Below are 20802 nucleotides of genomic sequence, written 5' to 3' on the forward strand. Positions count from 1 at the left end.
CGTCCCCGGCCTCGGGTCCTGGCGAGGGCTTGCTGGGGATGGCGCATTTTATTTGTATTTCTATAATTATTTCTCTTTTTGGTCGGGCCGGATGTCCGGCCGCGCCTTTCGCTGGGGGCGCGAAGCCGTCACGACGCGGGCATGGCGGCGTCGCGGTCGCCGGGGAAGGAGCGAAGCGTCACGCGCGAATGCGGGAAAGCGCGCTCCTTCCCCGACTCTCCGGGCTTCAGTGCGCTCCGGACTCCTTGGCCGCGTCTTCCGGCGCTTTCGCACCGGGCTTGGGCTTGTCCACGCCGAGCACGCGTTCCGCGAAGCCCTGCACCAGCACGTAGAAGACCGGCACCACCAGCACGGCCAGGAGGGTGGAGGCGAGCATGCCGCCGAAGACCGCCGTGCCCACGGCCCGCTGGCTGGCCGCGCCGGCGCCGGAAGCGGTCAGAAGCGGCACCACGCCGAGGATGAAGGCGAACGAGGTCATGATGATGGGCCGAAAGCGCAGCCGCGCCGCCTCCACCGCCGCCTGGGCGATGTCCATGCCCCAGGCGCGCCGTTCGCGGGCGAACTCCACGATCAGGATGGCGTTCTTGCTGGCCAGGGCGATCAGCAGCACCACGCCGATCTGCGTGTAGACGTTGTTGTCCATGTGCCGGATCATAAGGGCCGCCATGGTGCCGAGCAGGGCCAGCGGCACGACCAGGATGACGGCCGTTGGCGTGCACCAGCTTTCGTACTGGGCCGAGAGGACCAGATAGACCAGCACCACGGCCAGGGCGAAGATCAGGTAGGCCTGGTTGCCGACCTTTTTTTCCTGGTAGGACATGGTGGTCCATTCGGTGGCCATGGAGGTGGGCAGGTTGGCCTTGGCCATCTGTTCCATGAGGGTGAGGGCCTGGCCGGAGCTGAAGCCCGCCGCGGCCGAGCCGTAGACCGAGGCCGCGGTGTAGAGGTTGTAGCGGGTGAGCACCGTGGGCCCCAGGATGTCCTTGATGCTGGTGACCGCCGACAGGGGCATCATTTCGCCCTTGTTGTTGCGCACCTCGAGCTGCATCACGTCCGACGCCTTGAGCCGGAAACGGGGCTCGGCCTGGGCCCGGACCTGGTAGACCCGGCCGAACTTGTTGAAGTCGTTGATGTAGGTCGAGCCCATGTAGGTCGACAGCGTGCTGAAGAGATTCTGGAACGTCACGCCCTTGTACTGCACCTGGGTGCGGTCGATGTCGGCGTAGATCTGCGGCGTGGAGGCGTTGTAGGTGACGTTGAGCGGCGTGAGCCCGGTCTGGGTGCGGCCGACGCCGATCAGGCCGTAACAGGCGTTTTGCAGGGCCACGGGGCCGAGGTTGCCCCGGTCCTCCACCATCATCTGAAAGCCGCCGGCCTGGCCCAGGCCCTGGATGGCCGGCGGGATCATGACAAAGGCCACGGCGTCCTGGAGCGTGGCCAGCCGCTCCCGGAGGTAGCGGACGATGGTGGTCTGGTCCACGCCCTTGGGCCGTTTGTCCCAGTCGGTGTAGGTGACGAAGACGGCGGCCATGTTGGGCTGGTTCAGGGAATCGAGGATGGACATGCCGCCGAAGGTGATCCAGTCGGCAACGCCTGGCGCGTCCTTCATGAATCCGTCGATCTGCTTGATGACCGCGGCCGTGCGCGAAAGCGACGCCGCCGGCGGCAGCTGGACGCTCACGATGGCGTAGCCCTGGTCCTCTTCCGGCAAAAAGCCGGTGGGCAGGGAGGCGAAGCCGAGAAACGTCACCGCGATGAGGACGACGTAGCCGAGCATGGCCGTCTTGGCGTGGTGGACCATGAAGCCGACGATCGTGGCGTAGACGTTCTCGCAGCGCTGGTAGACGGCGTTGAACCCCCGGAAAAAGGCGTTGGGCTCCTTGGTGTGCGGCTTCATCCACAGGGCGCACTGGGTGGGCTTGAGAGTCGCGGCGTTGAGCGCGCTGATCACGGCCGTCGCGGCGATGACCAGCGAGAACTGGCGGTAGAGCTGGCCGGTGATGCCGGGCATGAACGAGGCCGGCAAAAAGACCGAGATCAGCACCAGGGTGATGCCGATGATCGGGCCGAAGAGCTCCTTCATGGTGAGAATCGCCGCGTCGTGGGGGGTGCTCCCCTGTTCGATATGGTGGGCCGTGCCTTCCACGATGATGATGGCGTCGTCCACCACGATGCCGATGGCCAGGATGATGCCGAAAAGGGTCACCAGGTTGACGGAGAATCCCAGCATGGCCATGGCGATGAACGCGCCGAGGATGGTGACCGGCACGGTGGTGGCCGGCACGAGCATGGCCTTGAAATCCTGGAGAAAGAGCATGATGACCAGCAGCACCAGGATGCCGGCCTCGATAAGGGTCTTGTAGACGTCGCGGATGGACTGGTTGACGAAGCGGGTGGTGTCGAAGGGGATGTTGTAGACGAGCCCGGGCGGGAAATCCGCCGCGATTTTTTTCATCGTCGCCTTGATCATGTCCGCCGTCTGCAGGGCGTTGGCCCCGGGCAGCAGGTAGATGGCGATGATGCTGGCCGGCTTGCCGTCCTTTTCGGCGAACAGGTCGTAGGTCTTGCTGCCGAGCTCCACCCGGGCCACGTCTTTTAAGCGCAGGACCTGCCCGGTCTGGTTGAAGTCGGTCTTGAGGATGATGTTCCCGAACTGTTCGGCGTCCTCCAGGCGGCCCTGGGTCTGGATCATGTACTGGAAGTGCATGTCCTTGGGGGCGGGCTGCTGGCCGATCTGGCCGGCGGCGACCTGGACGTTTTGCTGGGAGACGGCGTTGACCACGTCCTGGGCCGTGAGCCCGTAGGTCTTGACCTTGTCCGGATCGAGCCAGATGCGCATGCCGTATTCGTCGCTGCCGTTGACCGTGACCGAGCCGACGCCGGGAATGCGCGAGAGTTCGTCGCGCACGCGCAGGTAGCCGTAGTTGGACAAAAACAGGCTGTCGTAGGTGTTGTCCGGCGACTCCAGGGTGACGCACATCAGGATGGCCGTGGATTTCTTCTGCACCGTGACGCCCTGGGCCTGCACCTGCTGGGGGAGCCGCGCCAGGGCCTGGTTGACGCGGTTCTGGACGAGCACGGTGGCCATGTCCACGTCGGTGCCGACCTCGAAGGTCACGGTCAGGGTGTAGGAGCCGTCCGAGGCGCTGTTGGAGCTCATGTAGAGCATGTCTTCCACGCCGTTGACCTGCTGCTCGATGGGCGCGGCCACGGAGTCGATGATCACTTGCGGGCTGGCGCCGGGAAAGCTGGTCGTGACCTGGACCGTGGGCGGGGTGATGTCCGGGTACTGGGCCACGGGCAGGCCGAGCAGCGTGACCACGCCGAGCAGCATGATCAGCACGGCGAGCACGTTGGACAGGACCGGCCGCTCGATGAAGAATTTGGAGAACATGGCGCGCGGCCCTTATTTTTTGGCCCCGGCGGGCGGCGTCTTGGTCCCGGCGGAGGCGGCCGGAGCGGACGCGGAGGCATCCGGCATCGGTTCGGCCTTGCCGCCCGCCCGGACCCGTTGCAGGTCGCTGACGATGACCCGTTCGTCACCCTTGAGGCCCTTGTCCACCACGAGCATGTCGTTGACGGAAAAGCCGATGGTCACGGGCCGCTGCTCCACCACGTTCTTGTCGTTTAAAATCAGGACGAAGCGGCCGAGCTGGTCCTGGCCCACGGCCGTATCCGGCACGAGCAGGGCCTCGCGTTTCTCCAGCGGAATGCGCACCCGGGCGAAAAGGCCCGGAGCGATGGCGCCATCGGGATTGGGCAGCTCGCCGCGAAGCAGGATGGTGCCGGTCTTGGGGTCGATGCCCAGGCCGTAGTAATCGAGCACACCCTTGTAGGGATAGTCGGTCGAGCCGCTGAAGCCCACCTCGACGGGGATCTTGACGTGCTTGCCCGGAGCGGCCTTGCCGCCGCGGCTGGCCTGCAGGCGCAGCAGGTCGCGCTCGCCGAGGGTAAAGTAGACGTACATGGGGTCGTAGCTGATGATGGTGGCGAGCAGGGTCTTTTCGCCGCCGCCGACCAGGTTGCCCACGTCCACGTCGCGCCGGCTGACCCGGCCGTTAAAGGGGGCCGTGACCTTGGTGTAGCTCAAATTGATCTGGGCCAGCTCGATTTGCGCCTTGGCGTTTTCCACGCCGGCCTTGTACTGCTCGCGCTGGGCGTCCCATTTGACCACGTCCGTGTCCGGGCCGGCCTTTTCGCGCAGCAGGTTTTTGGCCCGCACGTATTCGATTTCGGCCTGATGGAGTCCGGCCAGCTGGCTTTGCAGCCCGGCCTTGGCCTCCAGGACCTTGGCTTCGTAGGGCTCGGGCTGGATGACGAACAGCAGTTGCCCTTTTTTGACGGTCGCGCCGTCCACGTAGGCCTGCTTGACCAGGAAGCCCTCGATGCGGGCGCGCAGATCGACGGAATTGACGGCCTGGGTGTTGCCGGTGAACCGCATGTACTCCGTGACCTTGCGCCGCTCGGGCGGGGCCACTTTGACCTTGGGCGGCGGCGGGGGCACGTATTCGTTGCCGCCCTTGCAACCGGAAAGGGCGAAAAGCGCGGCCGCGACTGCGACCAGGGCGACCAGGGCCGGAACGATCCTTTTGTGATGCGTAAGCATGGGCAATCCGCCGCGATGTTGGTTACGAGTGGCTAAATATCCGGCGCGTACCAGAGGATGTTGCGCGTATCCGGGTTCGTGATCTTGGCCGGATCTTCCCGTATCTGCCGGCCCCACCAGGTGCGCTTTTCCATCTCGTGGCGCACGTCCTCGGGCACGTAGGGCAGGCCTTGGCGCACCTGCCAGCCGCCGCCAAGCGCCCGGTAGAGGCTGACCAGGGAGGTCGCGACCTGGCCCCGCATCTGCACGAGGTCGTCTTGCTGCTTGAGCAGCTGCTGCTGGGCCACCAGCACGGTGGTGTAGTCGGTCTTGCCTTCGCTGTACTGGATAAACGCCAGATCGGCCGAGCGCTTGGCCGCGTCGGCCGCCTTGGCCAGGGAGACCACCTGGGCGCTGGCCCCGATGTAGGCGGTCATGGCGTCCTCCACCTCGCGCAGGGCGGTCAGTACCGTCTGCTGGTACTGGATGAGCAGGGCCTGGAACTTGGCGTCCTGCACCCGCACGTTGTCGATGATGCGGCCGTAGTTGAAAAGATTCCAGCCGAACTGGGGCGAGAACTGGGCCGTGAAGCCGTTGTTGGACAGCAACTCGGACAGCTTGAACACGCCGACGTTGCTGGCTAAAAAGCCGATGCTGCCGGTCAGCGAAAACGAGGGGAACAGATCGGCCTTGGCCACGCCGATCTGGGCGCACTGGGCCATGGCCGCGTACTCGGCCGCGCGCACGTCCGGACGGCGGCGCAGCAGATCCGCCGGCACGCCCACGGCGATTTCCCAGGGCGGGGCGGGAATGCCCTCGGAGTCGGTGAGGCCCTCCGGGGCCTTGTCCGGGGGCAGGCCGAGCAGCACGGACAGGGCGTGTCGGTTTTTCTTGATGGCGCTTTGAAACCCGGGGATCGTGGCTTCGGTGGAGAGCAGCATGGTCTTGGCCTGCTGCACGTCGCGTTCGCTGGTGGCCCCGTAGCGGAAGCGGGCCTCGGCGATCTTGAGGCCTTCCTTTTCCAGTTCCACGTTTTCGTGGGCGATCTTCAGTTGCGCCTGGTTGATGCGCAAATCCAGGTAGGTCCGGGCCACGTCGCCGGCAAGGCTGACCAGGGCGTTGTCGTAATCGGCGGCCGAGGCCCGCATGGCGGCGTCGGCCGACTCGATGCCCCGGCGGTACTTGCCCCAGAAGTCCAGCTCCCAGGCGGCGCTGAAAGCGACCGTGTTCTGCCAGATCTGGTCGGGCGAGGTGGTCTTGGATTCGGTGCTCGGCTGGGGCCAGCTGGGGCCGAGATGGCTTTCCCGACTGTAGGTGTAGCCGCCGGAGGCGGCCTGGGATTGCGGATAGAGCTGGCCCACGGCGATGCCGAGCTGGGCCCGGCCTTCGATGACCCGCAGTCCGGCCACGCGCAGGGTCAGGTTCCGGTCGAAGGCGGTCCGGACGAGCTTGGACAGTTCCGGGTCGCCAAAGGTCTTCCACCATTCGTTTTGCACGGCCTGCCCCTGTTTGAGGCCGTCGGCGCCGTCCTCGGCCCACGTATCGTAGAGCTGGGCGTCGGGGCGCTTGAAATCGGGGCCGAGCTTCATGCAGCCGCAAAGGCACAAAGCCAGGAAAAACGTCGCGCAAAGCCGGAACCTGGTACGGGTCACGTACATCGATGCAGGACCTATGGCCTCAAAGGCAGGGTTGTCTGGAATGTCCCGATGCCGCCGAACGGATGCCGTCTCGCCACTCCCCGAGCAACCCGCTTTGCGGTGAGACTCAAAACGCGGTCACGGTCTGAGGGTGCATTTCGATAACAACGTATATGTGTTATCGTCAAGGCAAGGTCTGGGAAAATCGACTCCCGTGATGAATTGTCGTCGCCGGCATCAGGTTCGCAACGGCTCCCGCCGTTTTATACCCGCTCGCCAAGGGCCATGTCCGCTTACTTTGTCGTCCAGACTGCCGGAGCATTGCTGTCGTTGCAACGCCGCGTCCCTGCCACAATCCGTGGATGACGACGGGAAAAGCTTTCGCTTGGCCACGCATTGTGTTCCTTATGCGCCGCTTTGGGACTCTGCTGTCCGGGAGATATGGAAATCCGGTGACATTTTTCGGTCGTGTGGCATCGCCTGCCTGGCGTGTCGCTTTTCTTGAGGCGCGCACCCTTCGTATGGCAAAGGAGTCAAACAAGGAGCGCGCGGCCTTTCTGCGGCGAGGCGTCGCCTTTTTTGCCGCCGGGCGTTTTTTCGGAGGGCGGCATTAATCTGGATCAATGCCAATTCATGGGTGGCTGTGTATACAAGACCACTGGCCGGGGGGGAGCCGGTCCCAACGGCCCATGTAACACCATTCGCGGCAAGGAGGCCGCATCGCCCCAATGAAGTGACGCCATTTTCTCTATACGTTAGGCACAGCCGGAGCGGCCTTGGCCGCTCCAGGTCCGGCTAGTGTGGCGTTCTCTAAAAAATAATTATTTAAATATATTATTCTCGAAATTCGTATGCACGAATTTCGAGAACGCGACACTAGACGGCTCATGGCCAGAGATGCCGAGGCATCGCGGGAACCGCTTGCCACCTTGATCGATCTCACCAAGTGCGTGGGCTGCGGCGCTTGCGTGGATGCCTGCCACGAAGCGCATCGACATGATTATCCCAATCCGCCAAGTCATTCCCGAAGATGTATCCGTCGCGGGTCAAGGTCGAGGATTTTTCCGACAAGCGGGATGTGGACGACCGGCTGACGCCGTACAACTGGTTGTTCATCCAGACCGCCGTCGTGTGCAAGGACGGCCGGGACCTGACCGTCAATATCCCCCGGCGCTGCATGCACTGCGCCCATCCGCCCTGCGCCGAACTGTGCCCCTGGGGGGCGGTCGCGGCTTTCCCGGACGGGGCCGTGCGCATCGACGACTCGATCTGTCTGGGCGGGGCCAAATGCCCCACGGTGTGCCCCTGGCACATTCCCCAGCGCCAGACCGGCGTCGGACTCTATCTCGAGCTGGCCCCTTCGTTTGCCGGCAACGGCGTCATGTACAAGTGCGACCACTGCCAGGCGCGCATGGCCGCCGGCGAAAAGCCCGCCTGCATCGAAGCCTGCCCCAACGGGGTGCAGAGCATCGGGCCGCGTTCCATGATTGTGGCCGGCCTGCTGCGCCGGCTCGGCCGCGGCAAGGCCTGACGCGCGCTCCGGGCCCTTGCCGGAGAGGCGCGGCCACACCATGCGAAAGGGCATCCGGGGTTCCGGATGCCCTTTTGGCGTGTGAGGCCACTCGTCGCGTTCACTCGGGCAGCGGAACCACGAGAACCGGAATCCTACTGCTCCTGATCGTCTGCTGGGCGACGCTGCCGAGGACCATGCCGAGCAACCGGCCATGGCCGTGCGTCCCCATGACGATGAGGTCGTAGCCGCCTTTCTGGGCTTCCTGTAGGATTTGCTCCGTCGGATCGCCGCAGACGATTCTCACTTCGGCCTCGGCGAAATGGCGTGCCGAAGGGCCGGGGGGAAAATCCTCGGCCGCGATCGCCTCCAGGCGCCCGCGCATGGCCTTGCCCGCGCGGGCATACTCGCCCTGGCCGATCCAATGCGCGCCGTCTTCGCCAAAGGCCTGTTCGAGATCCATGCCCGCCTGTTCGCTGAAAAGTTCCAGCGGGTCGGGCAGCACATGCAATACGGTCACGGCGGCGTCGAAGCGCTCCTCGAGCGCAGCCACGTGGCGCAACGCCTGACGGGCCGTTGCGGACAAATCCGTCGCGTACAATATCTTTCGGTATTGCGGCAACATGGTTTCCTCCATGCGAATGGTTGCTTCAGGCGGTTACGGGTTCGCGGGCCTCCGCGCCGAACAACCGGGCGGTCAGGCGCACATACCAGGCCGCGGACTGCACCTGGATGATGTAGGCCGCCGCCACCACGAGGGCGGCGTCCGCGCCCTGCTCCCCGAACGCGTTCATGGCGATGGCGAGGGCGATGGAGAGGTTGCGCATCACGGAGCCGTACACCATGGCGATGGCGTCGCCGCGAGCCAGAAAGCGCCTGCCCACCAGGGTGCTCAAGGTGAAATTGACGGCGTACAGCAGCACGAGCGGGGTGAGGATGGCCAGCAACACTTCCGGGGACTGCATGATGGTCCTGGCCTTGAGCGCCAGGGCCACGAACACGATGCCAAGGACGCCCAGGGTGGAAAGCGGGGGGAAACGCGGTCCGAACCGTTTCTGAAACGTCTCCTGGCCATACTTGCGCACGAGCAGACGCTGGGTCGCGTACCCCAAGGCCATGGGCAGGAACACGATGATGCCTATCTGCAGAAACACCGCCACCATATTGACCTCGATGGCCGTTCCCATCAGCGCCCGCACGTAAAGCGGCGTGGCCAGCGAACCCACGACAAGGCCGATGACCGTCATCTTCACGGCGGCGGCGACGTTTCCCTTGGCAAAGCCGGTCCAGGAAATGGTCATGCCGCTGGTGGGCAAGAGCCCGGCCAGCAACAGCCCCAGCGCCATAAACGGCCGTTGGGCGAAAAAGACCTGGCCGATGCCCCAGGCAAGGAAGGGAATCACGGCGAAGTTCACGGTCTGGGCGAGCGCCTGCGCCTTGACGTCGCCTCCCTGGAAGACCTGCCGCACCTTGAGCGTCACCATCATGGGATACACCATGAGGAAGGTGAACGGGATGATCAGGCCGCGCAGCCAGCGGGCGTCGGTGGACAGGCCGAAGAGAAAGCCCAACACCATGGTGGCCGGGATGGCCAGGATGAGATTCTTGGTTATTTTCTGCAGGATATGCGTCATGCGACACCTCTCTCTGAAATCCGTATCGTGTTTAGCCGGACCATTGTCGCGAGCGTCGCGGCTAGTCGTTTTCCGAGGCGGCAAGCTCGGTTGCCAGGCAATCCGGGTCGGAGCAACACGGCGCGTCTTCGACTTTGTAGACGGCGACGCCATGCCGCTCCGGCTCCAGGACAAACCGCTTGCCGCAAGACGCGCACTCGGCATAGATTGGCGTATAGTCGCCGGGATGGGCAACCGCTTGCTTTCCATGGCAATACGGACATAGGACGTTGTATTTCATGGCCGGGGACCTCCTTGCTGTTTGACCGCACTATGCGGCAAGGCGCGGCGTCCGGGCATTGATCGCAATCAACACGGGGAGCAAAAATGGGAAAAAAGGAAGGAGGCGTCCGAACCAGGATCACGGCCGGGGAGTTGGAGGAGGTGGCGCTTTTCGCCACGCTGAGCGCCGCCCAGCGGGAACACGTGGCGCGCGAGGCCTCGGTGGAGTCCATTGCCCCGGGCGGCCTCTACTTCAGCGAACGGGCCGCCTCGACGGGATTCCACGTCCTTCTTTCCGGACGGGTGAAGCTTTTCAAGGTCGCGGAGGACGGCAAGGAGCAGATCATCTACATTTTCGGGCCCGGGGAACCGTTTTGCCTGTGCTCGGTCTTTTCCGACGGCAAGCATCCGGCCAATCTGGCCGCCCTGGAATCAAGCCGGGTGCTTGTCCTGGCGCCCCGGCAATTCGAACGGCTGTCCAAAGAGGATCCGGCCTTGCTGCTTGTCCTGCTGCAGGTCATGTCGCGACGCCTCAAGGAGGCCATGGAGATGATCGACGCGCTGTCCCTGAAGCAGATCCCGTCCCGCATCGCCGCCTACTTTCTTACGCACGCGCGGGGCGAATCGGTCCGACTCGGGGTCACGCACCGGGAATTCGCCAAGATCATAGGCGTAACCCCGGAAACCCTTTCGCGAACCCTCACCAAAATGGCGAAAATGGGCCTCATAGAGCAACGCGACGGCGAAATCCGCATGTTGGACAGACAACTTCTCGAAGGATGCCGGGACGGAACGTGCGCGTGATTTGTGCCGGCGCGACTTGCCGAATCGCGTGGAATATGTCTGGACAGGCTTAGAATCCTAAGCGTGCGGAAGATGGGGCGTCTTCATCCGCGTATTTTCTCTCGGACGGAGAAAAAGAGAGCCAAGGGAACAAATCCAATCAGCTTTATTGGTTGGATGACTCGTATGGCGCTATTGGCAAGGTGCCAGGTGAACTCATGATGCGTCGTGAAGTAGACCCAGGATAACGTAAGTGTGTACATGAGAAAGAATGATGATGCTATGATGATACTGTATCGAAATATTTTTATTTTCCATATGCGTTGTATTGAAAACAAGCTAGGTAAAATAATGGCGAAGCAAATGGTGAGCGGCGTAAGGAAAAGATTGCACACATAAAATAAATAATACGAAAATTCATAAACTGTGGATAGATTGGCTCGGGAGGATAAGTGCTCTAGCGCATTGGACGAATATAAATCCAGGTCGACATGAAGTCTCATCTCAATCTTTCTTGTTTCCCATAGTATTATTGGTATAAGGGCTATAAGGTAGATAAGCCAGTCTTGCTTGAATTCCATGCATAAGCGGACAGTGCTTCTTTGTATGTAAAAAATGCTGGCATATAGTATAATTAGAATAATGAAGATGGCATTTCCCTCATTCTTTAGCGAGAGAAGAAGGAGTGAAGTGATAATGCAACAGGCAAAGGATGACGATTCCTTGTATTCGAAAAATTCCAAAAAAAACAACACTGATAGCATCGAATAAAAGCTAAGCCAGGCGTCCATGGTCTGCCCCGGCGCATTGTAATACGTGATGATGATCCAGGCCGTCAGAAGCATGGATTTGGATGCAAGGGAAAGGATTCTTAAGGAGGACAGGCCGATCAAACCAAGGAGGAACAGGGTAACGAGCGAAGCTTTTGGAATATATTCATTCCAAAAACCGATTGTTTGTGCGGCAAGCGCGCTGAGGGACGAAACAAGCTTGGGGTAGTCCATATGCGCATCATAGCCGATCGATAAAGCGCGCTCGAATCCGATATGATTGCCAAGTCTATGAGCATAATACAGTATCTTGCCGTGAAAGAACCAGATGGAACGCGCATCCCAGTTGTATATCGGTTGAACGCATAATATGTATAGAAATGGTGCCGAGAGAAGTATAAGCCACAGGAAGGACGAGGCTATTTTAAATGGCCAGCGCTGCCGTTTGTAGAGATAAAAAAGGCCTGATAGAACAAGGGCCGCCCACAACAGGGAGATGATAAACGGCAAGGGTATTCCTGTCAGAACAAGTGTATAGACACTGTTGAGCCCTGACAGAAAGCAGATATACGTGTATGTTGATTGGTCGGCTTCTGTTTTTTTGCAAATGATGTTCCCCAAAAAAACGAAAGCAATCGCAAAAAAAAGACCGACGAGCAGTGGTGGCAATGCCTATTTCCTCCTCCCTCTGGTTGGCATTCGCTTTTTTATCCGTCTAGTTGTCGCTCAGCATGACACGCGTTTTGCATGTCGCATCATAGATGATGGGCCAGGCCCCTTCGATTATGCGCTGCTTGAGCAAGTCGTTCTTGAGAATATCGTCGGATAGGGAAAAACATGTGGCATGGTGATTTCGCAAACTGGCAATGGCCGCGTGGGCTTTTTGCGGCAAAACAAGGAGTTCTCCTCCTCGAGATTCGTTCGATTGGGACGGAAGATTCTTTGTTTGAAAAACATCTGACAAGCAAAATAAATAAACGAAAAGGAAACATGAAAATATGATTATCGAGGATACTGGCGCGGATTTCCATGAAGTCACAATTTTCATGCGGGGTCGCCTCAAAAGACATGTTGAAAGCATGAATAGCAACAGGCTCACAGAAAGGCAAAATTTGCGTTCCCGTAATGTGGAGCGTTTTCGCCTGGAAGCTCGGAAGCCATTGGCCCCGGGCCCCGCGCATGGCGCTGCCGGTGAATGCGCTTTTCCATTGGCGAAAAGAGCTGGGAGCATGCAGTGGGGGGAGGGAAATATCATCGCGACAGGCGTGTGGACCGGGAAGCGATTCCCCCCGGTTTGCCCGCCCCTCCCGGCTCCGGCGCGGCCGGGCTCGGGAGGGCGCGGGCGGCGGGCTTAGGCCCGTGTCAGATGCCGCGTTGCCCCATGTAGGCGATAAGATCCGCCACGCGGCAGGAATAGCCCCATTCGTTGTCGTACCAGGCGTACACCTTGGCGAGGTTGCCGCCCTGGACCGTGGTGAAATCCGCATCCACGATGGAGGAGTGGGAATCGCCCACGTAATCCGAGGAGACGAGCGGTTCCGGGGAGACGGCCAGGATGCCCTTGAGCTCCCCTTCGGCCGCCTCGCGAAGCGCGGCCTTGAGCGCCTCGGCGGTGGTGTCCTTCTCCAGCACGGCCACGAAATCCACCAGAGAAACCGTGGGCGTGGGCACGCGAACGGAAAATCCCTCGAACCGGCCGGCCATCTCCGGAATCACCAGGGCCACGGCCTTGGCCGCGCCCGTGGAGGTGGGGATCATGTTGCAGGCGGCGGCCCGGGCCCGGCGCAGGTCCTTGTGCGGCAGGTCCAGAATGCGCTGGTCGTTGGTGTAGGCGTGCACCGTGGTCATCACGCCCTTGGCGATGCCGTAGGCCTTGTGCAGGACGTGCACGATGGGGGCCAGGCAATTGGTGGTGCACGAGGCGTTGGAAATGACCACGTGCTTGGCCGGGTCGTACTGTGCATGGTTGACGCCCATGACCACCGTGATGTCCTCGTCCTTGGCCGGCGCGGAGATGACCACCCGCTTGGCCCCCGCTTCCACGTGCTGCATGGCCTTGGGGCCGGTGCGGAAAATGCCGGTGGATTCCACCACCACGTCGACGCCGAGGTCGCCCCAGGGAAGCAGGCGCGGGTCGCGTTCGCCGAGGTTCACGATGTTCCACTCGTCGCCGATGCGCATGGTGTCGCCGTCCACGACGACGCGCGGGGCGAACCGGCCGTAACAGGTGTCATGGGCAAGCAGGTGGGCGTTGGTCTTCACCTCGAAGAGGTCGTTGATGGCCACCACTTCCATCGCTTCCCGGTGCCGCTCCCAGATGGAGCGCAGCACCTGACGGCCGATGCGGCCGAATCCGTTGATGCCGACGCGTATTTTGCTCATGGCTACTCCTCGAAAACCTGATAGGTGTATTCGTCCGCCAACTGCTTGGCCCGGGAAAGGGCGGCGTACATGCGGGCGTTTTCCAGGGCCAGGCCGGAAAGGTTGGCGATGCAGCGCACAAATTCGAGATCCTCGGCGCTAAACGTCCGACACTCGGCGGAATAGACCCTGATGGACCCGATGATTCTGTCGCCGCCGACGGAAAGCGGCGCGACCACCAGGGAGCACAAGCCCTCGTCGGCGGCTTCCTTGGGATACTGGAACCGGTCGTCCTTGCTCACGTCGGCGATGGTGAGGATCTCGCCCTTGAGCACTTCCTGGTCGAGCCGGGATTTGGCCACTTCCACGGGGCCCTTGTGGGCGTAGCGATCCGAGAGACCATAATACGCGCCGGGTTCCAGGATCTTGCCGTCGCGGCTCAGCAGGCGGATGAAACAACCCTTGGCCCTCATGGCCTTGGCCGTGTGCTCGGCGATCAGGGACAGGACTTCGCCGGGTTTGAGGCTCATGTTGATCAGCCGGGCAAGCTCATAGATGGCCGTGGTGTGCTCGTGCAATGCCATGTGGAATCCTCCTTTGTCGCGGTGTTGTCGGGAAGCGCGCCCGAATCCTGGCCCGCTTCCCGTGCCGCGCGGGGGCGGCGTTGGCGTTTATCTATCCGAACGCTTTTATTCCTTGGCCATGGGGACGGCAACGACTTTGGGCGTCCGGCCGGCGGCCACGGCTTCCACCCGCTTGGCGAAGCCGGCCACCTCGTCGCCGGTCGTCAGCGGCCAATACTCCACATCGAAGGCCTGGCTGGCGCCCGGGGCAAGGCTTTTCACCCGCCCCTGCTTTCGCTCGATCTGGCGCGGATAGGCGTAGCTCGTCCCGGGCTCGATGCCGGTCACATATCCCTGGCGCAGGGTGTCGGTGTTTTTCCACAACGTCAGCACCGGCAGTTCGGCGGCGTCATAGCGCACCGCGATGCCATGGTCGCCGGCCTTGTTGCGCAGCACCACCGGGGTCCAGCCGTCCTTGCCGGCATAGGCCCGGATATTGAAAACCATCTCGTCATAGCCCTTGGTCGGGCCCAGATAGGTCTGCCAGTCGGCCAGCCCTTTCTTGGCGTAGTCGTTGAAGGGCGAAATCTCCTGGACCGGGATCAGCACCTTGGCCCCGGCCTCGAGGATGGGGACGCCGAAATTGCTGTGGTAGATGATCTGGTAATCGCGGTCGTAATCGCTGTTGTTGGTCAGGACGTCGTGGATCTTCACGCACTTGACGCCGGGGGTCACCGTCAGCTCGGTCCAGGTTTCCAGCGCCGCGAACTTGAAGGTGTTCTCCTTGATCAGGCCTTTGACATGGATGGCGTGGGGGGCCTTGTCGTCGATGGCGACCACGACCTTGGACGCGGGCGTATTGCCGGCGCGGCCGTGCAGGCTCATCAGGCGCCCCTGCTCCTGGCCGGGGTGGCCGGTCCACTCGTAGCCGCAACGCACCATCATTTCGTTGAACCCGTCCAGCCAGCCCAGGCCTCCCCGCATCTCCAGGTTCATGAAGGCGGGATTGACGATTTCATCCACCGGCGATTTCCAACCGAAGCGGATGCCGCCGCTTTTGATCTCATAAATGTCCATGCCCCGCGTCGGGATCAGCGACACCTCCAGTTCCGGGGTCACGATGGTGATGCGCGTGCTGCCTTCCTGCTTGCCCCCATGGAGCGTCGTCTTGGTGACCGAAAAAGCGGGGCCGTCCGTGAACCCCAGCGACTTGGCCGAAACCGTCCATTCGGGAATCGAAACATTGCCGGTCGTGTCGGTCAGCACGAAATCCCGGGCCAAGGCCTGGGTCGCGGCCAGGCAGAGACAGGCGAGGACAAACAGGACAGTCTTTTTCATGGCGGAGTCTCCTTGTGTTTCGTTTCGCCGCAATCGCGATTTTCCCACGTTCAGGCGGCAACCGGGATGCGTCGCTTGGCCACGTACAAAGCCAGCACCGTGACCGCCGTGCCGATGGCGATGGCCGCCGCGTAGGCGGCGACATGCGTCACCGCGCCCGGGATGAGCAGGACGAACGCGCCGCCGTGGGGGACCATGAGCGTGACGCCGTAGACCATGGACAAGGCCCCGGTCACGGCGGAGCCGAGCACGGCGCAGGGAATGACCCGAAACGGGTCCCTGGCCGCGAAAGGAATGGCCCCCTCGGTGATGAAGGCCAGCCCCAGGACCATGGCCGCCTTGCTGGCCTCGTGTTCCTCCGGGCTGAAGCGTTTGGGGAAAAGGGTCGCCGCCAGGCCCAGGGCCAGAGGGGGCGTCATGCCCCCGGCCATGACCGCGGCCATGGGGGCATAGACGTTGCTGGCGAGCAGCCCCACGCCGAAGGTGTAGGCGGCCTTGTTGACCGGACCGCCCATGTCCACGGCCATCATGCCGCCGAGGATCAGGCCGAAGATCAGGGCGCTGGCCTGGTGCATGCCGGCGAGCCAGTCCGTAAGGGCCGTGAGGATCGCCTTGACGGGCGGGCCGATGACAAAGACGAGCAAGAGCCCCACGACAAGCGTGGAGAGAAACGGCAGGATGAGCACGGGCTTGAGCCCTTCCAGGTTCTTCGGCAGCCTGATCGCGCCGTTGAGCCATCGCGTCAGGTAGCCGGCCAGAAAGCCGGCCACGATGCCGCCGAGAAATCCGGCCCCCTCGGTCGCGGCCAGCATGCCGCCCACAAGGCCCGGCGCTATGCCGGGGCGTTCGGCGATGGAATAGGCGATGAACCCGGCCAGGACGGGAATGTAGAGTTTGAAGGCCGTGGCCCCGCCGATCTGCATGAGGGCCCAGCCGAGGGTGCCCTTCTGGTCGCCGACGTAGATGCCGCCCAGGGCGAAGGCCAGGGCGATGAGCAGGCCGCCGGCCACCACCACGGGGAGCATGTAGGACACGCCGGTCATGAGGTGGCGGTAGGGTCCGGGACCGGCGGAGGCTTTTTTCCGGGGCGCGCCGGAGGCGGCTTCGGCCGGCGCGGCTTCGGACGAGGCGGCGGTTTTCGGGGGGGCGGCAAGGGCCGTTTCGATGACTTGCCGGGCGTCGTGCAGCGCGGCCTTGGTGGTCGTTTCATAGAGCGGCTTGCCGACAAACCGCGACGCGTCGACGAACGCGTCGGCGGCGATGACCACGGCGTCGGCCTGGGCGATGTCCTCGGGCGCGAGCACGTTTTTCGCGCCGACCGAGCCCTGGGTCTCGATTTTCACCGCGTAGCCGAGCTCCGTGGCCGCCTTGCGCAATGCCTCGGCGGCCATGAAGGTATGGGCGATGCCGGTGGGGCAGGATGTCACGCCGACGATGGACACGCTTTGCGCTTCGGCGATCGGCGGGTGGGGAATGGCGTCGGCGGGCGGCGGTGCGGCCTCCTCCGGCTCGCCCGATTCGGCCAGGGCGGCTTCGATGACCGCCTTGGTCTTGCGGATGGCGTCGCCGGTGCTTACGGCATGGATGGGCTTGCCGACGAAACGGCTGGGGTCGATGTGGATGTCCGAGGCGATGATGACCGCGTCGGCGGCCGCGATGGCCTCGGGGGAAAGCACGTCCCTGGCGCCTTGCGCGCCCTGGGTTTCGACGGTGACGCTGTGGCCCATGCTCGCGCCCACCTGTTTCAGGGCCTCGGCGGCCATGATGGTATGGGCCACGCCGGTGGGGCACGCGGTGACGGCGACGATCCTTTTCATGACTCCATCCTCCTCGCTTCCAGCGGTTCGACGACGACAAGGCTTTCAAGCGCCCTGGCCGGGCCGATGTCGGACAGGCAGGGCCCCGGTTGCGCCACCACGGCGGCGGCCATGGCCGTCGCCAACCGGGCGCGCTCGGGCAAAGGCAGGCCACGGGCCAGGCCGGCGCACAACCCGGCGACCATGGCGTCGCCCGCGCCCACGGTGCTGACCGCCTCTATTTGGGGAGGCCTGGCCACAACGGCCGCCTCGGCCTCGACAAACACGGCCCCCCGTTCGCCCAGGGACACGGCCACGGTTTCGATGCCGCCGCGCACAAGGGCGCGCGCTTCGGCCACGACGTCTTCCAGGGATTCCACGGAGCGGCCCAGGTATTGGCCGAGTTCCAGGGTGTTGGGTTTGATGAGGGAAGGCTTGGCGGCGATGGCCTCGGCCAGGGCCGGACCGCTGGTGTCCACGACGGCGCGCAGTCCCCTGGCGCGGGCCATGGCCACGAGCTTCGCCACGACCCCGTCCTCCAGGCCCGGGGGAAGGCTACCGGCGATGACCACGAGTCCCGCGTCCCGGGACAGGCGGTCGACCGTCGAGAAAAGCGCGGCCAGATGGGGCGTGTCCGGCGTCAGGCCGGGGCAGTTGATGTCCGTGGTGGTCTTGGCCTCGGGGTCGACCACCTTGACGTCCGTGCGGGTCTCGCCCGGCAGGCGCACAAAGGCGTCCTGGATCCCCCGTTGTTGGAAAAGCCGTTCGAAAAGGCCCGCATTGTCCGCGCCAAGGAAACCCGTGCCGGCCACGGGCAGGTTGAACAGGCGCAACAGCCGGGCGATGTTGATGCCCTTGCCGCCGGGATCGGTCCGGGCGCGCGCGACGCGGTTGACCTCGCCGAGGGCGAACCCGGGCACGGTGCAGGCCAGGTCCACAGCCGGGTTCATGGTGACGGTGACGACGGTTTGTTCTTGCAGCATGGCGTTGCCTGCCTGTTTTAGGGGAGGGGGAGGGCGCGCACGTCCTTGACGTCGCGGCAGGCCAGGGCCTTTTTGGCCAGGGCCCGGGCGTCGTCCATGCGGATCGTGCGCATTTTGGCCTTTATCGCGGCGATGCTCGGCACGACCATGCTCAGTTCGCGCACGCCAAGCCCGGCCAGGATGACCGCGCCGAGCGGCTCGCCGGCAAGACCGCCGCACACGCCCACCCATTTGCCGGCCGCCTCGGCCGCGTCCACCACTTGCCGGATCAGGCGGAGGATGGCGGGATGCAGGCTGTCGGCCTTGGCGGCCAGGGAGGGGTGCAGCCTGTCGATGGCCATGACGTACTGGGTCAGGTCGTTGGTGCCCACGGAGAAGAAATCGACTTCCCGGGCGAATTCCGGGGCCATGAGGGCCACGGAGGGCACCTCGACCATGATGCCGATGGGAACGGGCGCGGCCCCGACCTCGATGCGGGCCTTTTCCGCCAGGCGCTTGGCCGCGGCCAGATCCTCGAGCGTCGCGATCATGGGGAACATGATGCGCACCGGGCCCGCGGCCGAGGCCCGATAGACGGCGCGCAGCTGGGACAGGAAGAGTTCCGGGCGGTTCAGGCACAGCCGGATGCCCCGTTCGCCGAGAAACGGATTGTCCTCGTGGGGCAGGTCCAGATAGGGCACGGCCTTGTCGCCGCCGATGTCCAGGGTGCGGATGATGATGGGCAGGCCGGCCAGGGCTTCGACCATGGCCTTGTAGCTTTGGAACTGCTCTTCCTCGTCCGGCGGGGTCTCGCGGCCGAGAAAAAGAAATTCCGTGCGCATGAGCCCCACGCCCTCGGCGCCGGCCTCCACGGCCTGCCCCGCTTCGTTGACCTTGCCGATGTTGGCCACGACCTCCACGCGCGTTCCGTCGCGCATCAGGGCGGGTTGGAAGCGGGCGGCATGCTCCTCGTCGCGCACATCGCTCATCTTCCGCCTGGCCTGGGTCGCGGCGGCCAGGTCCTCCTGGCCGGGGTCGAGGTACAGGGCCCCGCCGTCGCCGTCGAGGATGGCCTGGACGCCGTCCGCGACCGCCAGCAGGGCCGGACCGGCCCCGACCATGGCCGGAATACCGAGCGACCGGGCGATGATGGCGGAATGGGAGGTGGGGCCGCCGGCGGCGGTGCAGAATCCAAGGATCCGCGCCGGGTCGAGCATGGCCGTGTCCGAGGGGGTGAGATCCTCGGCCACCAGGATGACCGGCGTGTCCGGGAGCACGAAGTCGTCGTGCACCACGCCGGCCAGATGGCGCAGCACGCGCCGGCCCACGTCGCGCAGGTCCATGGCCCGGCCGGCCAGCACCGGGTCGTCGTGCCGCTCCAGGGCGGCGACCCGGGAGTCGATGACCTGTCGCCAGGCGAAACCGGCGCTTTTGCCTTGCCGGATGCCGGCCTCGACCTCGGCCAGGAGCTCCGGATCGTCCAGGAAGGCCTCGTGGGCGTGGAAAATGGCCGCTTTCTGCAGGCCGGAGCGCGCCCGGACCTCCTCGTAGAGATTGTGCAGATTCTCTTGCGCCGCGACGAGGGCCTGGCGCAGGGCGGTCAGTTCCCGTTGCGGGTCCTTGGCCGTGGCTTCCACGATGATGCGGCTGTGCACATGCTGCTTGACGGGGCCGATGGCCAACCCGGGCGATGCGGCCACGCCAAGGATGGCGTGGGCATCCGTGGTGGGGACGAACCCGTGTCCCGAGCCGGAGGACGGCGCGGCGCCGGGCTCCCCGCGCTCCTCGCCCAGGCCCGCGTCCACGGCGTTTTTCAGGGCGGCCAGGGCGGCCTGGGATTGCGGTCCCTTGGCGTGGAGGCGGATCTGCCTGCCCGTGGTCACGCCGAGCTTGAGCAGGGAGGCCAGGCTTCTGCCGTTGGCGGCGCGGCCGTCGTATTCCACCAGGATGTCCGCGTCATACGTCTTGGCCACGTCCACGAAAAACGTCGCTGGGCGCGCATGCAGTCCGTGCTCGCCGGCGACGGTCACGACCAGGGACTGGTCATACCCCGAGAGGTCCAGGGCCGGGGCGGGCTTTTCCCGGAGGGCAAGCTCCCCGCGCAGCGCCGCCACGATTTCTTCCGGGTCCCGGGTCACGGCCAGCCGGTCCGCGATTTCGGGGTCGTCGAGCACATGGGTGAGATTGGTCAGGATGGGGATATGCTCGTCGGAGGAGGCGGCGATGCCGACCACGAGATAGACGGTCTCCCCGGGATTCCAGGCGACGCCCTCGGGCGTCTGGAGCACGGCGATGCCGGTTTTGCGGATGAGCGCCCTGTCCTGGGGCAAGCCGTGGGGAATGGCGATGCCGTTGCCTAGAAAGGTGTTGGCCACGGATTCGCGGCGCAGCATGCTTTGCGCGTAGCCCGGATCGATGTTGCCGCACGAGGCGAGCAAGCCCGCCACCTGCTCGATGGCCTCGTGTTTTCCCGCCACCCGCGCGCCCAACAAAACGGAACGTTTGTCGAAGTCGATCATGGCGATCCTCCTGGCGTGGTCCAGTCTTGGCGAGTTTTGTAATCGATTACAAAAAACGTGTCAACGGTCTTCAGAATTATTTA

15 protein-coding genes and 1 pseudogene are annotated in these 20802 nt (G+C 63.7%); 3 read left to right on the forward strand and 13 right to left on the reverse strand.

What is annotated here, in order from left to right:
• Positions 1–226: 226 nt before the first annotated feature.
• The 3 genes from DESFRDRAFT_RS03540 to DESFRDRAFT_RS03550 are packed head-to-tail and all read right to left on the reverse strand — an operon-like array spanning position 227 to position 6243.
• Positions 227–3394 (reverse strand): efflux RND transporter permease subunit, encoded by a 3168-nt coding sequence (locus DESFRDRAFT_RS03540; RefSeq protein WP_005991157.1) that lies wholly within the window; start codon positions 3392–3394, stop codon positions 227–229.
• 12 nt (positions 3395–3406) lie between these two features.
• On the reverse strand, positions 3407–4606 hold the full coding sequence (locus DESFRDRAFT_RS03545) for an efflux RND transporter periplasmic adaptor subunit (protein WP_005991159.1): 1200 nt from the start codon (positions 4604–4606) through the stop codon (positions 3407–3409).
• A 32-nt stretch (positions 4607–4638) separates the two neighbouring features.
• Positions 4639–6243, reverse strand: a complete 1605-nt coding sequence (locus DESFRDRAFT_RS03550; protein WP_005991161.1) for an efflux transporter outer membrane subunit — start codon at positions 6241–6243, stop codon at positions 4639–4641.
• An 875-nt stretch (positions 6244–7118) separates the two neighbouring features.
• Here DESFRDRAFT_RS03550 and DESFRDRAFT_RS03555 point away from each other — a divergent pair.
• Positions 7119–7717: pseudogene (locus DESFRDRAFT_RS03555) on the forward strand (4Fe-4S dicluster domain-containing protein); the annotation flags it as partial.
• A 136-nt stretch (positions 7718–7853) separates the two neighbouring features.
• On the opposite strand, the gene DESFRDRAFT_RS03560 reads toward DESFRDRAFT_RS03555, so the two are convergent.
• The 3 genes from DESFRDRAFT_RS03560 to DESFRDRAFT_RS03570 all read right to left on the reverse strand — a co-directional run bounded on the left by DESFRDRAFT_RS03560 (position 7854) and on the right by DESFRDRAFT_RS03570 (position 9646).
• Positions 7854–8357: a universal stress protein gene (locus tag DESFRDRAFT_RS03560; RefSeq protein ID WP_005991166.1), complete on the reverse strand. Its 504-nt coding sequence runs from the start codon at positions 8355–8357 to the stop codon at positions 7854–7856.
• A gap of 25 nt (positions 8358–8382) precedes the next feature.
• Positions 8383–9366, reverse strand: coding sequence for an arsenic resistance protein (locus DESFRDRAFT_RS03565; RefSeq protein ID WP_005991169.1), 984 nt, complete (start codon positions 9364–9366; stop codon positions 8383–8385).
• 61 nt (positions 9367–9427) lie between these two features.
• Positions 9428–9646 carry a hypothetical protein gene (locus DESFRDRAFT_RS03570; RefSeq protein ID WP_005991170.1) on the reverse strand — a complete coding sequence of 73 codons (219 nt, stop codon included), beginning with the start codon at positions 9644–9646 and terminating at the stop codon, positions 9428–9430.
• Positions 9647–9732: 86 nt separating this feature from the next.
• Between DESFRDRAFT_RS03570 and DESFRDRAFT_RS03575 the strand changes: the two genes are divergently transcribed.
• A complete protein-coding gene (locus DESFRDRAFT_RS03575; protein WP_005991173.1) occupies positions 9733–10431 on the forward strand; it encodes a Crp/Fnr family transcriptional regulator in 699 nt (232 codons plus the stop codon).
• An 83-nt stretch (positions 10432–10514) separates the two neighbouring features.
• On the opposite strand, the gene DESFRDRAFT_RS03580 is transcribed toward DESFRDRAFT_RS03575, so the two are convergent.
• Positions 10515–11690, reverse strand: coding sequence for a hypothetical protein (locus DESFRDRAFT_RS03580; RefSeq protein WP_043793686.1), 1176 nt, complete (start codon positions 11688–11690; stop codon positions 10515–10517).
• A 61-nt stretch (positions 11691–11751) separates the two neighbouring features.
• Here DESFRDRAFT_RS03580 and DESFRDRAFT_RS21785 point away from each other — a divergent pair, with 61 nt between their 5' ends.
• On the forward strand, positions 11752–12009 hold the full coding sequence (locus tag DESFRDRAFT_RS21785; RefSeq protein ID WP_144004899.1) for a hypothetical protein: 258 nt from the start codon (positions 11752–11754) through the stop codon (positions 12007–12009).
• Positions 12010–12542: 533 nt separating this feature from the next.
• On the opposite strand, the gene gap is transcribed toward DESFRDRAFT_RS21785, so the two are convergent.
• From gap to ptsP, 6 genes are all read right to left on the reverse strand, one after another.
• Positions 12543–13562 (reverse strand): type I glyceraldehyde-3-phosphate dehydrogenase, encoded by a 1020-nt coding sequence (gene gap / locus DESFRDRAFT_RS03585; protein ID WP_005991177.1) that lies wholly within the window; start codon positions 13560–13562, stop codon positions 12543–12545.
• A 2-nt stretch (positions 13563–13564) separates the two neighbouring features.
• Entirely contained in the window at positions 13565–14125 is a 561-nt protein-coding gene (locus tag DESFRDRAFT_RS03590) for a GAF domain-containing protein (RefSeq protein ID WP_005991179.1), read from the reverse strand.
• A gap of 105 nt (positions 14126–14230) precedes the next feature.
• Positions 14231–15442 carry an aldose 1-epimerase family protein gene (locus DESFRDRAFT_RS03595; RefSeq protein WP_005991181.1) on the reverse strand — a complete coding sequence of 404 codons (1212 nt, stop codon included), beginning with the start codon at positions 15440–15442 and terminating at the stop codon, positions 14231–14233.
• Between the two features lie 50 nt (positions 15443–15492).
• On the reverse strand, positions 15493–17259 hold the full coding sequence (locus DESFRDRAFT_RS03600) for a PTS fructose-like transporter subunit IIB (RefSeq protein ID WP_005991183.1): 1767 nt from the start codon (positions 17257–17259) through the stop codon (positions 15493–15495).
• Positions 17256–18221, reverse strand: coding sequence for a 1-phosphofructokinase (gene pfkB / locus DESFRDRAFT_RS03605; protein WP_005991185.1), 966 nt, complete (start codon positions 18219–18221; stop codon positions 17256–17258). The genes DESFRDRAFT_RS03600 and pfkB overlap by 4 nt, the downstream gene beginning before the upstream one ends.
• Positions 18222–18238: 17 nt before the next feature.
• Positions 18239–20719: a phosphoenolpyruvate--protein phosphotransferase gene (ptsP, locus tag DESFRDRAFT_RS03610; protein WP_005991187.1), complete on the reverse strand. Its 2481-nt coding sequence runs from the start codon at positions 20717–20719 to the stop codon at positions 18239–18241.
• Positions 20720–20802 lie beyond the last annotated feature (83 nt).

The sequence above is a fragment of the Solidesulfovibrio fructosivorans JJ] genome (genome assembly GCF_000179555.1).
Lineage (GTDB): Bacteria > Desulfobacterota > Desulfovibrionia > Desulfovibrionales > Desulfovibrionaceae > Solidesulfovibrio > Solidesulfovibrio fructosivorans.

What these genes read in the sequence shown, in the direction of transcription:
- gap (WP_005991177.1), bottom strand. Translation starts at nt 13,562, where the DNA reads ATGAGCAAAATACGCGTCGGCATCAACGGATTCGGCCGCATCGGCCGT.
- DESFRDRAFT_RS03590 (WP_005991179.1), bottom strand. Translation starts at nt 14,125, where the DNA reads ATGGCATTGCACGAGCACACCACGGCCATCTATGAGCTTGCCCGGCTG.
- DESFRDRAFT_RS03550 (WP_005991161.1), bottom strand. Translation starts at nt 6,243, where the DNA reads ATGTACGTGACCCGTACCAGGTTCCGGCTTTGCGCGACGTTTTTCCTG.
- DESFRDRAFT_RS03545 (WP_005991159.1), bottom strand. Translation starts at nt 4,606, where the DNA reads ATGCTTACGCATCACAAAAGGATCGTTCCGGCCCTGGTCGCCCTGGTC.
- DESFRDRAFT_RS03575 (WP_005991173.1), top strand. Translation starts at nt 9,733, where the DNA reads ATGGGAAAAAAGGAAGGAGGCGTCCGAACCAGGATCACGGCCGGGGAG.
- DESFRDRAFT_RS03595 (WP_005991181.1), bottom strand. Translation starts at nt 15,442, where the DNA reads ATGAAAAAGACTGTCCTGTTTGTCCTCGCCTGTCTCTGCCTGGCCGCG.
- DESFRDRAFT_RS03560 (WP_005991166.1), bottom strand. Translation starts at nt 8,357, where the DNA reads ATGTTGCCGCAATACCGAAAGATATTGTACGCGACGGATTTGTCCGCA.
- DESFRDRAFT_RS03565 (WP_005991169.1), bottom strand. Translation starts at nt 9,366, where the DNA reads ATGACGCATATCCTGCAGAAAATAACCAAGAATCTCATCCTGGCCATC.
- pfkB (WP_005991185.1), bottom strand. Translation starts at nt 18,221, where the DNA reads ATGCTGCAAGAACAAACCGTCGTCACCGTCACCATGAACCCGGCTGTG.
- DESFRDRAFT_RS03570 (WP_005991170.1), bottom strand. Translation starts at nt 9,646, where the DNA reads ATGAAATACAACGTCCTATGTCCGTATTGCCATGGAAAGCAAGCGGTT.
- DESFRDRAFT_RS03540 (WP_005991157.1), bottom strand. Translation starts at nt 3,394, where the DNA reads ATGTTCTCCAAATTCTTCATCGAGCGGCCGGTCCTGTCCAACGTGCTC.
- DESFRDRAFT_RS03600 (WP_005991183.1), bottom strand. Translation starts at nt 17,259, where the DNA reads ATGAAAAGGATCGTCGCCGTCACCGCGTGCCCCACCGGCGTGGCCCAT.
- ptsP (WP_005991187.1), bottom strand. Translation starts at nt 20,719, where the DNA reads ATGATCGACTTCGACAAACGTTCCGTTTTGTTGGGCGCGCGGGTGGCG.